The sequence below is a fragment of the Psychrobacillus sp. BM2 genome (genome assembly GCF_048572895.1).
Lineage (GTDB): Bacteria > Bacillota > Bacilli > Bacillales_A > Planococcaceae > Psychrobacillus.
This window is the reverse complement of the sequence record NZ_CP183878.1, coordinates 851,533-865,861: the sequence shown is the minus strand read 5'-3', so window position 1 is coordinate 865,861 and position 14,329 is coordinate 851,533. Positions and strand designations below refer to the sequence as shown.

Below are 14,329 nucleotides of genomic sequence, written 5' to 3'. Positions count from 1 at the left end.
CTTTTCTACTAGTTGCTAGGCAAATATAATTATACAAGCTGAAAGTTTACTATATTTATTTTCTAAATATTGTATTTATTAAGCAATAAAAGACTCTAAATCCAGCTTGCGATTTAGAGTCACTGTAAATTAAAGGTTAAAATGACTTACTTTATTTTGTAATTTCTCTGCTAAATCTGCTAGAGATTGTGCATTTGATGAAATTTCTTCGTTTGCAGCTAATTGTTGTTCAGTAGCAGCACTTGTATCACTTGCGCCATCCGCAGCATGTGCCGCAATTTTTTGTACTTTCCCGGCACTCTCTGTAACAGAATGAGCCATTTCTTGAATTTGATCAATGGCAGATGATACTAATTCTACTTTTTGAACTACATCTTCAACACTAGTTTCAATTTCATTGAAAACATTAAGAGATTCTGTTGTTTTTGCAAGACCCTGCTCCACTTTATCGCCACCAGTTGTTATAGCTTTAACTGCTGATCCAGAGGCAGATTGGATTAACTGAACCATCGACTCGATTTCTGATGCAGAATTCTTCGATTGCTCCGCCAGTTTACGTACTTCTTCTGCAACAACGGCAAATCCTTTACCGTATTCACCTGCACGAGCAGCTTCAATTGCCGCATTTAATGCAAGTAAATTCGTTTGTTCAGAAATATCGGTAATAAGAGACGTAATGTTTTGAATTTCGTCTGAATGTTTAGCCATGTTTTTCATAATTTCAGTTGTTTCTGTGAAGGTAGTGTGAATTGTTTCCATTTGGTCAGCTACTTCAGAAACGACTGAGGAACCTTTTGTTACGAGTGTTTTCACGCCAGCCGTCGCTTGTAGCATTTCATCATTGCTAGATGCAATCTCTGATACGCCTTGTTGTAAGCCCTCCATTGAATCCATAGATGAATCCAAATGCTTTACTTGTTCTTCACTTGCAATCATTTGCTCTTCCGCAGACTTCGCTACCATTTGAGAAGATGCAAGACTTTCTTCTGAGCTTGCAGAAAGTTCTTCCGCATTTGCTGCTAATTGCATAGAAGAGTCACGAACACTGGATACAATTTGCTGTAAATCATTCGACATTTTGTTAAACGTCGTTGCCATTACACCGACTTCATCTTTATTTTTAATAATGATCGGCTCAACTGCTAGATTACCCTTAGCAATTTCCTCAAGTCCAGCTGTAACCTTTTGAATAGGTTTAGAAATAGATTTTCCGATAAAATAAGAAATCAAAATACCGCTAATAATTGCCAGTATAGTTATAATAATTAGTAGTTTCGATGTGTTAGCTTCACGCTTGTCTAATTCTACTATTGTATCTGCCAAATTTTCTTCTTGAATTTGTTGTAATTCTGCTAAAATACCAAGGACACCGGTATTAATTTCCGAAGATTTTGCAGCATATTGTTCAAAAGGTTTATTTGCCGATTTCAACTCAATAATCTTATTATTGTTTTCAAATAGCATTACTGTTTCCGTTTGAAGATCCTTCATTAACTTAACAGATTCTGCATCTGTAGCTTTTTCGATTAAAGTTCTTGCTGCAACTGAGCCTTTCTCTATTTCAGCATCAAACTTATCGACAGCCTCCCTTTTACCAAACATAACAAATTCTAATACAGCAGTTGCCATATCCTTCTGAATAACAGTAATTTCCTCTACTAGATCAATCTTTGCCATATCATCATTCAGAATATCCTTATACTCACTCGTTAAAGTTTTCGTTCCGTATTGAGTAATAACACTTGTAAGTACCAGTAATAGTAGTACCGCACTAAAACCAAACCACATTTTTTTTGAAATCGTCAATTTCATATATATCCCCTTTTTCCTATATCCATTATTTTCATATAATTCTAATGTAACTATATCATTATACATAACACAGGGGTATTTGGACATATATAATTTGGTTTATTTTAGTAAAATATCCTATGTCATATAAAACGACATAGGATTGACAGATTTAACTATATTTTAAAATGACTAACATTATTTTGTAACGCTTCAGCAAGATCTGCTAGCGCCTGCGCATTGGACGAAATTTCTTCGTTCGCTGCTATTTGCTGCTCGGTTGTAGCACTTGTATCACTAGCGCCGTCTGCTGCAAGCGTTGCGAGTCTTTGTACTTCTAACGCACCCTGAGAAACGGACTCTGCCATTGCCTGAATTTGTTCAATAGCTGCCGAAACCGATTCCACCTTAAGACCAACCTCTCCAACAGCCTCTTCAATGCCTTGGAATACTCTTAAGGATTCCGTCGTTTTAGCAATACCAGCTTCCACTTTTTCGCCTCCAGCTGTAATAGCATGAACAGCATTTCCAGAAGCACTTTGAATCAGTTGCACCATAGAGGCTATTTCCGTAGCAGAATTCTTAGATTGCTCTGCGAGTTTACGTACCTCATCTGCTACAACCGCAAAGCCCTTGCCGTATTCACCAGCCCTCGCTGCTTCAATAGCTGCATTTAACGCTAATAAATTCGTCTGCTCGGATATATCGGTTATTAAAGCAGTAACAGTTTGAATATCATTAGAATGCTTCGCCATATTTTGCATGATAATAGTCGTATCATTGAATGTAGTGTGAATAGTATCCATCTGTTTAGCTACATCTGATACAACATTAGAACCTGTATAGACTAGTTTTTGCACATCATTTGCGGCCTGTAACATTTCTTCATTGCTAACAGAAATTTGACCGATACCTTGCGATAGCTCCGTCAAGGACTGAACCGATGAATCCATATGGTGCACTTGCTGTTCACTCGATACCATTTGAGCTTCCGCAGATTTCGCAACCATTTGAGAGGATGCCAAGCTTTCTTCCGAGCTAGCCGAAAGTTCCTCTGCATTAGCGGCAAGCTGCATGGAAGAATCTCGAACTCCAGAAACTATCCCGCGTAGGTCTTTAGACATTGTGTTAAAAGCGGAAGCCATTTCTCCTACTTCATCTTTGTTTTTAATCACTATAGGCTCTACATTTAAATTGCCAGTTGCAATTTCTGTAAGGCCCGCAGTAACACGTTTCACAGGTTTTGAAATACTTCTACTGATGAAATAGGCTAAAAGAATTCCTAGAATAACTCCCGATATAGCTAAAACGATAACAAAAAGTTTTGCTCCAGCCTCATAGCTAGAAAGCTCCTCTCTTGTCGTATCCATATCAGCTTGTAAATACTGTTCAATTCCCCCTAATACTGTTAGCGCACCGGTATTCGTTTCTTTAGCATTTGCTGTGAATTTATTGACCGCTGAAGTATCTTTCTCTATTTTCGCCTTAATGGCATCTGCATTTATAGCAGCAAACATATCATTTTTATTTTCAAATTCAGTTATCATATCTAATGTCTCTGGTGAAAACAATTTATTGCGCAATTCAGCAGATAACTCATTGGTTCTTTGCTGGTTCTCCTCTACATGTTGTCTCGCTGCATCGGTATTAAATAGTAAAAAATCCATTAACGCTCTTGCTGTGTCTTTTTGAGATATCTCAATGTCCTTAACAAGATTCACTTTAACTACTCGATCATCTAACAAAAATTGATATTTCTCACTATTATTCATTAAGGTCATAATCGATAAACTCGACACAGCAATTAATAACACAAGAATAACAACAAACCCTAGCCACATTTTCTTAGCAATAGTCCATTTCATGCCATATCCTCCTATGCTTCTGCTTTAATTTACAGTTAATGAATTGAATCGATTAAACGAAACAAAATGTTCTTTCCAGTAAGTGGATTCTAAACTTGCCACTTCCACCCCTTTTGACCCAGCATGGATAAATTTATTATCTCCCAAGTAAACTCCCATATGAGAGATTCCTTGTTTATATGTATTTTCGAAAAACACTAGATCCCCTACAACTGGAAGTACCACATTAGCAGTTTGGGCAAAATAACTTTCACTACTTTGTCTCGTAATATCTAGCCCTGCCTGCGCATGAAGGAAATAAATAAACCCACTACAGTCAAATCCATCAGCCGTATTACCAGCATATAAGTACGGAATACCTTCTAAATATTTTGACAAGTCTATCATTAAAGAATATATGGCTTGTCCTTTAATAGATAAATTATTTGCTTGTTTCATAATTGGTGCGGTGGATAGTTGAGCATCCTTTACTTCAATCGGTGAAACTTCGATTTCCTGTTTAGGCGTATTCGTAACTATCACAGGTTTAGGTTTCGCAGCAACTACTTTTGCTGGTGTTTTAGTCGCAACAATGGGTTTATTAACGATTAATTTCTGTTTGATGAAAATACTATCCTTTGTCAGCTTGTTCCATGAACGGAGATCATTGATAGCTACTTTGTTTACCTTAGCTATTTTCGTTAATGTATCCCCTTTTTTGACTTCATACAAGGCATTAGCACTAGCAGTTGTTGCAAATGAAGTAAGTAAAACTGTTACTATAAGCACTTTCTTGAACATATAGACCCTCCTTCTATTTAACTACTTATCTATTAATATCATCATAACATTGAAACTAAATTTTCACATTATAATTTTTATTTAATTTCCCGGGGAATATCAGTACGTAAATAAGGTGAGAAATACAACTAAAACGACATGAATGATTGTTCACTCATATATTCAAAGGATAATTAAGTGAATGATGAACGGCAACTAATTGAATCTTGGGTTTAGTATAGAAAATAACCCAATGAATTTATCATTGGGTTAGAACTTATACTTGTGTATATACAACTAGTTGCGGATAAATAGATTCATACCACTGCTTATATGCCGGGTAAAGTTCTTGTTGTACTACTTCTTGTTTTTCCTGAGACTTTTCAAATATACCGTCTAATTTTCCAGCTGCTTCAACAAGGTTTGGAAAATCAAGAATAGAATTTTTTATTTCCTTATTCTCATGACAAATAGTAGTCAAATCATCATTCACTTGAATAATTTGAACAAAAGCAGTAAGAATGTCACTTAACACAAGGTCGCCTTCTGTTTTTGAGTAATCTGTAAAACTAGCAATAACGTACTCGAATGCCTCATCAACATTCTGGAGCATTGCTGTGTATTCTCGAACCAATTGTACTTGATCTTCTGTTAAGGTTGTCATTTTAAAAACTCCAATTCATATGTAAATACAAGCAAACCGGCACGAGCAGATGCTAATGCCGGTTTGTTTATTTTTTCTTATCGTAAAAAGTACCGTCACGGAATACTTGATTGTACGGGTCCATGTACGCATGCACAGAAACTTTCTTTTTTTGTTGGTCAGAAATATCTATACGTATATCTTTCATATACACTTTTAACTTTGCTTGAAGAATCTTTTCTAATGATAGAAGCGCTTGTCCAAATGTCTTTTCTTCCTCCGTAAAAGGTTCTTGGATGGAAGGTTGTAAAAAGTCTCTTTGGTTTAATAATTCTTCTATTTGTGCAATAATAGCATCTCGCTTTCCTTCTTCTCGCTCATCTAAAATGTGAACCAATTGTTCCGTAACATTTCTCCAAGCATTTAGACTCTCTCGAATCATACTTCACCCGTAGAGCCGTATTGTTTTTGGCGATTTATTTGAATAACTTGTTTCCATGTATCACGAAATTCAGTTGTCAGTCCATATACTTCATCCACAAGAGCAGCATCATTGTTTATATTTGCTTCTACTAAGCGATTAATCATATATTCATATAAACTAGCCATTGATTGAGAAATAGTTTGTGATGGATCTAAAGTAATCATTAACTCGCGTAAAATATTTTGCGCCTTTTGGATATTCGTATTTTTTAGTTCAATATCTTTTGTTTCTATACCTTTTTTCGCTTGGTTCAAAAACTTCAAACAGCCATTATATAACATAAGTGTTAGCTCACCAGGTGTAGATTGAGTCACACTATTTTGTTGATATGCTTGATATGGATTATTTACAGCCATAATAACACTCCTCTTTTTTGTAACGCTTGTAACTTATTTATTATTGTCAGCTGCTAAATGCATTCATCAAATAGGAAGACTGGTTATTTGCACGTAATATTGCAGATTCCATGGCAGAGAATTGCTTATAATAGCGACTTTCAATCATTTGTAGACGGTCTTCAAATCGACTAATTTGATCATCGAATCCTTTTAATGTACGCCCAAGTGAGAAAGTAGTGTTTACTGCTGTATCTGTACCAGCCTTTTCTATAACTTTCTTACGCGTATCATCCACAGTAGCGACTAATCTTCTAGCCAATCCTTTTTCCGAATCCGTAGCACCATCTGCTGCAAATAGTTCATACACTTGGTTAGGATCATCTGAAATTGCTTTACGCAATTTCGCTTCATCAATCACTAATTTCCCATTTTCCATATAGTTACTTGAAGTTGTAATTCCTATTTCACTTAATCTATCTGCACCACTTACTCCACCAACAGCTGAATTTAAAGCAGAACGTAATTGGCTTAATGCACTAGAAATAACACTATCATTCCGAAGTGTCCCACTCTTTGCTTTTTCTTCCCAAAGTTCGATTTCTTTTTCCTTCATATCTGCTTTTTCTTCAGAAGAAAGAGGTTGGAAATCTCTATATTTTTTCTCGCGTATCTCACTGTTTAAATTCTCGATCAATTTATTATATTCATCTACAAATTTAGTTACTGATGCAAGAATTTTATCTGTGTCTGGAGCTGAACTAAACGTAATATCCGTCTCGCTTGCTTTTTTCAATGTGATTTCGAACCCATTGATTTGGAAGGTGTTGGATTGACGCTGAGTTTCTAAACCATTGTAAACAAATATGGCATTCTTACCTTCTGTCGATACTGCTGTATCAAATTTCAAGAAGTTTTTAGTATCTTCCTCGATTACAATTTCTGGTGGGTTAATAATATTTCCATCTTGATCAAGCGTATTTGCTATTTCTCCACTATTTTTTGCAGTAAAAGCCATCTTTCCAGTAAAAGAATCATAGAAAGCATTGACACCTGAGTTTTTGTTAATGTCATTCAATACACTTTGCATAGTGGAGTTTTCATCAATCTTCACTTCATAACCATCTTGATCTAACTTTCCATCTGCCTTTATAGCTTTAATAGTAAAAGAAGATGGTACCATTGAAGGGTCCAATTCTTTTAATTTTTTTGTTAAATCAGCATCAGGAGCTAAAATTCGGTCAGTACTCTGCATAGTGGCCGCTTCTGCAAGCTGTTTCACTTTAATTTTACCAGTGAAATCACTTGTCGAGTTTACGTTTTTTACACTAATTTCGTCTGGAGCTGAACTAGTCACCGTCTTTTGAATATAAGTAGATTGACGCAACATTGTATCACTTGTTAAGTTGCGAAAATCAAATAGTTTTTTATTCGCTGCTCGATAATCATCTCGTTGCCATTCCATGTATTGTTTCTTTTGCATTATTTTATCTAAAGGAATACGCTGTGCCTTCATCATATCTTTTATCATTGTTTCTGTATCCATACCACTAGCTAATCCCGTAATACGCATAGGTCCACCTGCTCTCTAAATTTTGTGATCGACTAAGATTCCAAGGAAGTCACGCATAGCTGCATATATATCCATAAGTTTTTTGGAAGGAATTTCTTTCACTACTTCATCTGTCTTCGAATCTACAATCGTTACATAGTACTCTTGTAATTCTTCATGGTATTGAAATCGCAAGTTTGTATTAGTCGATTCCATAAACCGATTCATACTATCTGTCATTTTCTTTGCTTTTTCGGCAGGTAAATACTCTTGTTCAGCACTTTCCTTTGATATTGGAATATAGTCAGATTGAGTAGAAGTGGATACAACTGATTCGACATCAGTTGTTATTACAGTTGAATTGGGTGGAATATTTACAACAGAATCAGTTATTCGATTGACCATACGGGTCTTGCCCCCTTGTGAATATATATCTTATTGTTTATATCGGTTGTGAATATATATCTTATTGTTTATATCGGTTGTGAATAAATGTTTTTAATAACCATATGAAAAATAGACAAAAGGAATCATTAAGATTATTGCTAGCAACAAAAATATTAAAAGATGTTATAATAAGAACAAACGCTCTATTAATAGGAGGGAGGGAGTTTAAATCTGATTATATAAAGAGTTGCTTGCAGAAGAACAGTATAATATTTTGCTAGCTAGTATATTAGGAGATGGAACCCTTGCGAAGATAACTACGGCAACTAGAAGAAAAAACAGTTGTTATCGGGAGCATTTTGGAGAAGGACAGTTGCTCTACCGACAATGGAAAATAAACAAACTAGAAGGATTACTTTATTTTAATCGAAAGAAAAACGAAGTACTTTCAAAATCATTGCCTATATTTACTGAATTAGAACGACTTTTTTATAGTGACAGTCGTATAAAACGTTTACCAATTGAGATTTTAAAGGATTGTATTTTACCTTCTTTTTTAGCTACACTTTATATGGACGACGGTTCCTTGTCCATTTCTTATCGAATAAATCACAGATTAAAGAAAGTATACTTAACACCGCATATTTATCTTTATCTACAATCTTTTACAAAACCAGACTTAGAAATTTTAAAAGAACATATTTCAATTTATTTCAAGGTAAACCTTTCTTTAAGTAAACGAAAAGATGGGTTTGGCTATGTACTCAAAACAACAAGCGTGAATGAAACTTTTAAATTCCTTCAAGTTATACGCTCTGTAATTTTAGAATGTCCTTCCATGTTTTATAAAACAAATTGGAATTATCGCTTCACGAAAGAATTTATTAAATGGAAAACTAAATATCCATTTTATCATATAATAACTAGCTCAAGTACACGTAGCAAAGCATATTCAGATGATGAAATAGAATTACTCATCATACTGAAATCGCTCAGATTCACTGACAAAGTTATTAGCGATATATTACATAGAAGTTATTGGTCCGTGGTGTACAAATGGAGTGATTTACAAAAAAGTTAACGTTTAAAAATAACAGAACGCAGCCCAATATTTCTGACTGAGTTTTGTTACGTCGATAAACTGAGTGAAAGGTGACCGGTTCTCTAATTATTCGGAATTATTAGAGAACCAGTTACTTTTAATTAGGATGTATTAAATAAGAAAATACGCCTCTAAATCTGCATCATTTTTTAAAATCTTATTTTCTTCAACGCCAACTTCTCGTGCAAGGGTTACAGATGCTGCTGCCAATGTAGCAGCGTTAGCTTGGAAATCAAATGCAGCCTCAATTAGCGAGTCAAAACGTTTATATTGCTTCTCAATCTTTTCAATAATATCTTGATAGGCCTTGTCTATTTTGACTAGGAGCGAGTCAGCGTAAGCGTTTAATTTTGCTTTCAATTCCATTTCTTTATTACCAAGTTTACCTTTCGCTAATCCCCACACTAAATTGGCAGTCACCGTTCCTAAAATAGAACCTATGATAGGAACAGGTATTAGCGTCTGACCAATCGCACCGCCAATAGCAGCAATCCCTGCTTCTAAACAGAGGATTTGGCCTTGAGTGACAAATTCATCCATATCGATTTTTCCTCTTCGTTGATCTGTTGCAAGAGAGGTAATTCCCATAGCAGCACTTGTAACAGCTCCAGCAAATGGTGCTGATATAGCGGCTAAGTTCGTTAACGTATATATACTTACAGCTGCAAGACCCGCTTTACCTCCTGCTACTGCAGAGTCCAAACCTATCTCTTTCCAATCGTCTGCATCGAAGTTTTCTAAACGTTTGCCAGATTTTACTTTTGAGTAGATACCCGTAACTGCTTTTACAGTTATCCCTATCGCAGCTGCAGTGCCTGCTACTTTTGCTCCTTCACTTATTGATGGCCCCTTATCCGCTTCTATTGTTTTGATTTTTTTATCTGAATTTTTTTCGATTGTATCCTGTATCTTTTGATTTTCATTTATAAGCTCTTCTTGGCTTTTTGAGACTGTTTCACTTATTTTACCCAACTGAACTTCATCATAATTCGCTATGGACGGTTCTACGATTTCATTGAAGGGACGACCTGATGTTAGTTCAATCTTTTCAATTTTGCTTTGTATAGCTCTTGCCGTCTTTTCGCTAAGTCCTTCTGGTATTTGTCCATTTCTAATTGCTTGAATTACTTGGAACTGATCATTAGGAATAGAATAATTCATTGAGTTATCCTGGTATTTACTAAAATGTTCCAATACATGAGAAAGTGTATTATTCGTTCCGTTAATAAACTTCAATTGATACTTTAAACCATTCAATATGAAATCTTCTGGGGCTGTTCTACCTACCCCTTCAAAAGTAGCCACTTTTTCCTGTCCTCGTAATACAGCCCATGCATTACGAATATTTACTTCCAAGTGCTCTGCAATTTCACCATGTTTAGTTCTTTCTGAACCAAGTATATTACTTGGAGATGATAAAAATTGACGCATCTTCATAACTTGAGATAATGCAGCTTCAAAGTTATCATTTTGAGTAGATTGCTGCTGCAATCTTTCATGAATAATTGTATCCACTTGTTTTGCAAGTGAAGTGCTTTTCCAGTCGTTGTACCCACCAACTCCAGCTGCAATCATTTGATCTTTCCAAACATTAGTCATATTAATTTTCCCCAATTTCCTTCATAAACAATTTCGATAAACTTTCGGTGTTATTAATGATTGCACGTATTTCATCACGTTGGTCTTGAGAGAATTGTAAAAAAGATTTAATATCCTTTATATTAGTGACAAACTGCAATATAGATTGGTTCAACTGAGTAGTAAGCTTTTTTGTAGAGTTTAGGAGTTTAGAAATTTCCAAAGTGGTAGCTTGTAACTTTCGCTTCTCCTTATTAATTTTAATCCGTTCATTATCTGCTTTGATAGCGGCTTCTCTATTTTTTTTACTTGCAAAAACGCCACCTGCCAATAAACTAGCTGCTCCGATTCCCCAACCGATTGGACCCGCCAATGCCAGCAAAGCGCTTCCACCAGCCATACCGCCTCCTCCCGCAACTACGGCGCCACCACCTAACCAAGCTAACGCTGCGTTTGTAGCTGCGGCTCCATATAAACCAGAAATAGCTGCACCAGTTGAAGCCGTTCCAAAAGTTGTTGCGATAGCCATTGCTGCAGCAGGTGCCATTGCAGCTGTAGCGACTCCAGCTGCCACCCCAGCCGCTGAACCCCCACCCGCAATTTTTATCATTGTCTTTTCATCATATGTAATTTCACTTAATACTTTAAAACTGGCTGTATTAATATTTATCTGTGCAAACTCTTGAACAAATTCCTTCGGAGTATTTGTCAAGGTATTTACATAGTCTTCTACACTTTTAATGACATCCACAGCGATTGTTCGATTATTATGCAAACTGATTGCGTGGTTTTGTGCTCTTTTAGCTGCCAACTCATAATCGCTTACCTCCTGCTTTAGCTTAGCAACAGATTCTTTCTTTAATGTGCTATTTAACATGTAGGTTGCTCCTCATCACTTTTGTATGAATAATTTCATGCATCCGATTTATGTATACGAAACTATTTGTATATTATTATATCCTCATTCCAGGTATTTGTATCTATTTCATTAAAGATCTAAAGAACTAATTCAAGGATATATGAAAAACTTATGGAGGTTGGGAGCATCATGCGAAAATGAGGAAACAAGCTGAGATTTAATTCATTCAACTTCTGTAGTAGGAAGAGCAGTGCGCATAAGTGTATGGTATTAGATAATTGAATATTTAAATAAATAACATTCGAACTAAAGGGATTTTTTTTAATATGCCAACACGAAATACATTTCAAAACTATTATAGAAACTGTTATCTTTCATGATTAATCATTGTGTTAGAGTCTGGAATTCTATTTTTTTATGCAATGAGAGTTATCTGTATAATTTCTTTTTAAATTGGCTAAAACTGAACAAGGCGACTCCCCCCCCCGGTATTAATAAAATTATAAGGAGGGGTAGTAATGTTTAGTATAGATAAAGTTATTATTTTATATCTGACGCTCGTCTTGCTACTTGTAGTCTTAGTTAACAAGCTATAAAAGGTCATGTAAAAATCGGGGGGAGCGACTATTATAATATAGTCGCTCCCCTATGTGCTAAATAAAGTACAATCTATTTTTTATGCCGACTACTTTGCATTTATTTTCTTTAATCAAAGCGTTGAATCATTGAACATTTTCCTTGTCAAAAAAACTTAATGTTCATATCACAGTTATTTCAATGATATGAAACAATAGAAAGTGTTTCTGACATATGGAGGCTTCACGAACTATAATTATGAATAATTTATTGGATATTTGAGCATAATACTACTATCTTATTTTGTTTGTACCTCCGATTGGAGGGATATACTTTGAAAGTAACTCTTTTTATTGAGCTGCATTTAAGCAAACTAACAATGAAGTTATTAATAGCAATTGAAGTCTTTTATTTCGTGAGGTAGTTACTAATAAGACATTGAGGATTAATGGAGAAGCATAGATACATGGATTTATTATTATTTTAGTATTTAGGTACAAATAATGAGATCGACCTTACAACCTATTGCAAAGGCTGTATGATCGATCTCATTTTATAATTAAATTAGAAAATGAACACTTACGTATAAGTAAATCCTTACATAGCTCCAAATAATATCTGATTCAGGATTGTCCCTATCAAAACTATCAGATTCTACATTCCATGTAAATTTAACCCCAAAATTTTCCATTTTAAATTAGATCATTTCTTTTATCCAAGTAAGAAAAGGTACCAGATACTCAAACAATTATTCATTTCGATAAAAGGGACTTCTAATACATCATCCGTTGCCTCTATGCGATGCATCGTGGAATCTTCGTATAAAACGTTATTTTGCATGGGTTAATTTTGCGAATTGTGTAAGTACCTGGTACCCAAAACTATTGCGTTCAAACTCCCAATGTGACACACATTGATTGCTCTTGGTTGATTCTTCACATCCAAACACATCACCACAAAATACTCTCGGTCTAACTCACCTAAGAATTGCTTGAATAACTTATAACCATCTGCTGGACTTCGTACAGTGTGATCCTTGTAAAGTAAACTTGTTTCCTTTACCATTCGAAGTGACAGAATATCTACACGTTTTGCTGGTACTGCCTTTGATTGGTTTTCTTCCATGATTAATTCCTCCTTAAATAGTTTCATAAAAACACAAAAGCCCTAACACCTGTATTAGATGTTAAGGCTAGTTCTTCTATGATTAGAATATATATCTGATTATTCAGATATTAATGGTGATGTATTCGTTTCCCTTTTCGTAACTTCCAAGCACACTAATTTCGAATAGGCGGACTTTCGGGTGCAATCTTCTTTCCCCGTTTGCCTTAAAAAGATAAAGAAACACTAATGATTGATAGTTTAACTTAACTCTCTTTAGTTTGTATTTAATCTCCAAAATAGTTTCTAACACAGGGATATTTTCTAATATTTATTCAATTTCAATGTTGACCTTTTTAACTATTACTTCCTTTAGATAATCTATCTATAATTTCTTCAGGCTTAAATACGCAAATATTAAGACCTTCATTATGGAGTGCACTGGCGTAGATCACTCCGTCAAAACCATTGTTCTTGATATACTCTGCTAAATACTGAGTAGGAACATAACTTTTTTCTGATTCATGTGGACCATATGGTTATGAAAAAAGTTGGCTGATTAATCTTCTGAAGTTATTTGTCTTCTCGTTGTTATTATGATCGTCAGATAAATCTAAGATTTTTAACCTTCTTTTGGTTTTGCAACTTGCTACCGCTACATGTGCTCCAACATATGGACGTGTTTCAGCCACCGCTGTCAGTTCATCGTATGCCATATACATTACCGGTATGTGCTTGGGATTTAGTCGACCACTTCCAGCTATATTTGCTGGGGGATCTTTTAGGTCTTATTTTCCATGGGTTTATCTTTTTCATTAATTCGCGCACGAAAAAATGTTTGAGTTGGGTCTATATAGGCCAATCCATCTTGTTCCATAATTTGCTTCAATTAATGATCAAATAAATCTCCATTTGGAGATATAAAAAATCTATCGAGTTTAAATTTGTCTGTAAACTCTTTCCATATACCCATAAGACTATCATCTGTTGAAACATAAATCATGAATATACCTACCTTTAACTTAAAATAAGAAATAATTTATACTTGCCTTCATTTCTAACGGATAATACAGACCGTTAATATTATATAAAAACGCGATCCGAATATCGGACCGCGTTTTTTAACCAGATTAACGTAATAATTGAAGTACGCCTTGTGGTTGTTGGTTCGCTTGCTTTGCGACTATGTCTTTCGATCATAGAATAGACTATATCTTCACCCTCAAGTGGTCTTGTAGGGGCTGGGCACTTCGAATGGCTATTGCCACCCTACGGATTTCATTGTCATAGCTAA

12 protein-coding genes and 1 pseudogene are annotated in these 14,329 nt (G+C 35.2%); 1 reads left to right on the top strand and 12 read right to left on the bottom strand.

The annotated features are described in order from the left end of the window. Window positions 1–129 precede the first annotated feature (129 nt). The 8 genes from ACN6MX_RS03760 to flaG form a co-directional block, all read right to left on the bottom strand. Window positions 130–1,812: a methyl-accepting chemotaxis protein gene (locus ACN6MX_RS03760; protein WP_419961346.1), complete on the bottom strand. Its 1,683-nt coding sequence runs from the start codon at window positions 1,810–1,812 to the stop codon at window positions 130–132. Window positions 1,813–1,967: 155 nt separating this feature from the next. Next, window positions 1,968–3,656, bottom strand: coding sequence for a methyl-accepting chemotaxis protein (locus ACN6MX_RS03755; protein ID WP_419961345.1), 1,689 nt, complete (start codon window positions 3,654–3,656; stop codon window positions 1,968–1,970). Window positions 3,657–3,680: 24 nt separating this feature from the next. Beyond that, window positions 3,681–4,436, bottom strand: coding sequence for an NlpC/P60 family protein (locus tag ACN6MX_RS03750; RefSeq protein WP_419961344.1), 756 nt, complete (start codon window positions 4,434–4,436; stop codon window positions 3,681–3,683). A gap of 256 nt (window positions 4,437–4,692) precedes the next feature. After that, the gene (locus tag ACN6MX_RS03745) at window positions 4,693–5,079 is read right to left on the bottom strand and encodes a hypothetical protein (RefSeq protein ID WP_419961343.1); all 387 of its coding nucleotides are present in this window, start codon (window positions 5,077–5,079) and stop codon (window positions 4,693–4,695) included. Window positions 5,080–5,146: 67 nt separating this feature from the next. Further along, window positions 5,147–5,500: a hypothetical protein gene (locus ACN6MX_RS03740; protein WP_419961342.1), complete on the bottom strand. Its 354-nt coding sequence runs from the start codon at window positions 5,498–5,500 to the stop codon at window positions 5,147–5,149. Next, window positions 5,497–5,898: a flagellar export chaperone FliS gene (gene fliS / locus ACN6MX_RS03735; protein ID WP_419961341.1), complete on the bottom strand. Its 402-nt coding sequence runs from the start codon at window positions 5,896–5,898 to the stop codon at window positions 5,497–5,499. Before fliS ends, ACN6MX_RS03740 begins: the two co-directional genes overlap by 4 nt. Before the next feature lie 46 nt (window positions 5,899–5,944). Next, the gene (locus tag ACN6MX_RS03730) at window positions 5,945–7,450 is read right to left on the bottom strand and encodes a flagellar hook-associated protein 2 (protein WP_419961340.1); all 1,506 of its coding nucleotides are present in this window, start codon (window positions 7,448–7,450) and stop codon (window positions 5,945–5,947) included. A gap of 15 nt (window positions 7,451–7,465) precedes the next feature. Then, entirely contained in the window at window positions 7,466–7,834 is a 369-nt protein-coding gene (flaG, locus tag ACN6MX_RS03725; RefSeq protein ID WP_419961339.1) for a flagellar protein FlaG, read from the bottom strand. Between the two features lie 256 nt (window positions 7,835–8,090). Between flaG and ACN6MX_RS03720 the strand changes: the two genes are divergently transcribed. After that, window positions 8,091–8,897 (top strand): DNA endonuclease, encoded by an 807-nt coding sequence (locus ACN6MX_RS03720; protein WP_419961338.1) that lies wholly within the window; start codon window positions 8,091–8,093, stop codon window positions 8,895–8,897. A 132-nt stretch (window positions 8,898–9,029) separates the two neighbouring features. Here ACN6MX_RS03720 and ACN6MX_RS03715 read toward each other — a convergent pair whose 3' ends face one another. The 4 genes and pseudogenes from ACN6MX_RS03715 to ACN6MX_RS03700 form a co-directional block, all read right to left on the bottom strand. Next, the gene (locus ACN6MX_RS03715) at window positions 9,030–10,517 is read right to left on the bottom strand and encodes a hypothetical protein (protein WP_419961337.1); all 1,488 of its coding nucleotides are present in this window, start codon (window positions 10,515–10,517) and stop codon (window positions 9,030–9,032) included. Between the two features lies 1 nt (window position 10,518). Further along, complete coding sequence (locus ACN6MX_RS03710; protein WP_419961336.1) at window positions 10,519–11,373, bottom strand: hypothetical protein; 855 nt, start codon at window positions 11,371–11,373, stop codon at window positions 10,519–10,521. Between the two features lie 1,401 nt (window positions 11,374–12,774). Continuing rightward, window positions 12,775–13,056 carry a JAB domain-containing protein gene (locus tag ACN6MX_RS03705; RefSeq protein ID WP_419961335.1) on the bottom strand — a complete coding sequence of 94 codons (282 nt, stop codon included), beginning with the start codon at window positions 13,054–13,056 and terminating at the stop codon, window positions 12,775–12,777. Window positions 13,057–13,391: 335 nt separating this feature from the next. Beyond that, a pseudogene (locus ACN6MX_RS03700) lies at window positions 13,392–13,799 on the bottom strand (RES family NAD+ phosphorylase). Between the last annotated feature and the right edge of the window lie 530 nt (window positions 13,800–14,329).

Excerpts from the sequence above, each read along its gene's own strand:
- flaG (WP_419961339.1), bottom strand. The coding sequence starts at position 7,834 with ATGGTCAATCGAATAACTGATTCTGTTGTAAATATTCCACCCAATTCA.
- ACN6MX_RS03755 (WP_419961345.1), bottom strand. The coding sequence starts at position 3,656 with ATGAAATGGACTATTGCTAAGAAAATGTGGCTAGGGTTTGTTGTTATT.
- fliS (WP_419961341.1), bottom strand. The coding sequence starts at position 5,898 with ATGGCTGTAAATAATCCATATCAAGCATATCAACAAAATAGTGTGACT.
- ACN6MX_RS03750 (WP_419961344.1), bottom strand. The coding sequence starts at position 4,436 with ATGTTCAAGAAAGTGCTTATAGTAACAGTTTTACTTACTTCATTTGCA.
- ACN6MX_RS03715 (WP_419961337.1), bottom strand. The coding sequence starts at position 10,517 with ATGACTAATGTTTGGAAAGATCAAATGATTGCAGCTGGAGTTGGTGGG.
- ACN6MX_RS03710 (WP_419961336.1), bottom strand. The coding sequence starts at position 11,373 with ATGTTAAATAGCACATTAAAGAAAGAATCTGTTGCTAAGCTAAAGCAG.
- ACN6MX_RS03745 (WP_419961343.1), bottom strand. The coding sequence starts at position 5,079 with ATGACAACCTTAACAGAAGATCAAGTACAATTGGTTCGAGAATACACA.
- ACN6MX_RS03740 (WP_419961342.1), bottom strand. The coding sequence starts at position 5,500 with ATGATTCGAGAGAGTCTAAATGCTTGGAGAAATGTTACGGAACAATTG.
- ACN6MX_RS03730 (WP_419961340.1), bottom strand. The coding sequence starts at position 7,450 with ATGCGTATTACGGGATTAGCTAGTGGTATGGATACAGAAACAATGATA.
- ACN6MX_RS03705 (WP_419961335.1), bottom strand. The coding sequence starts at position 13,056 with ATGGAAGAAAACCAATCAAAGGCAGTACCAGCAAAACGTGTAGATATT.
- ACN6MX_RS03760 (WP_419961346.1), bottom strand. The coding sequence starts at position 1,812 with ATGAAATTGACGATTTCAAAAAAAATGTGGTTTGGTTTTAGTGCGGTA.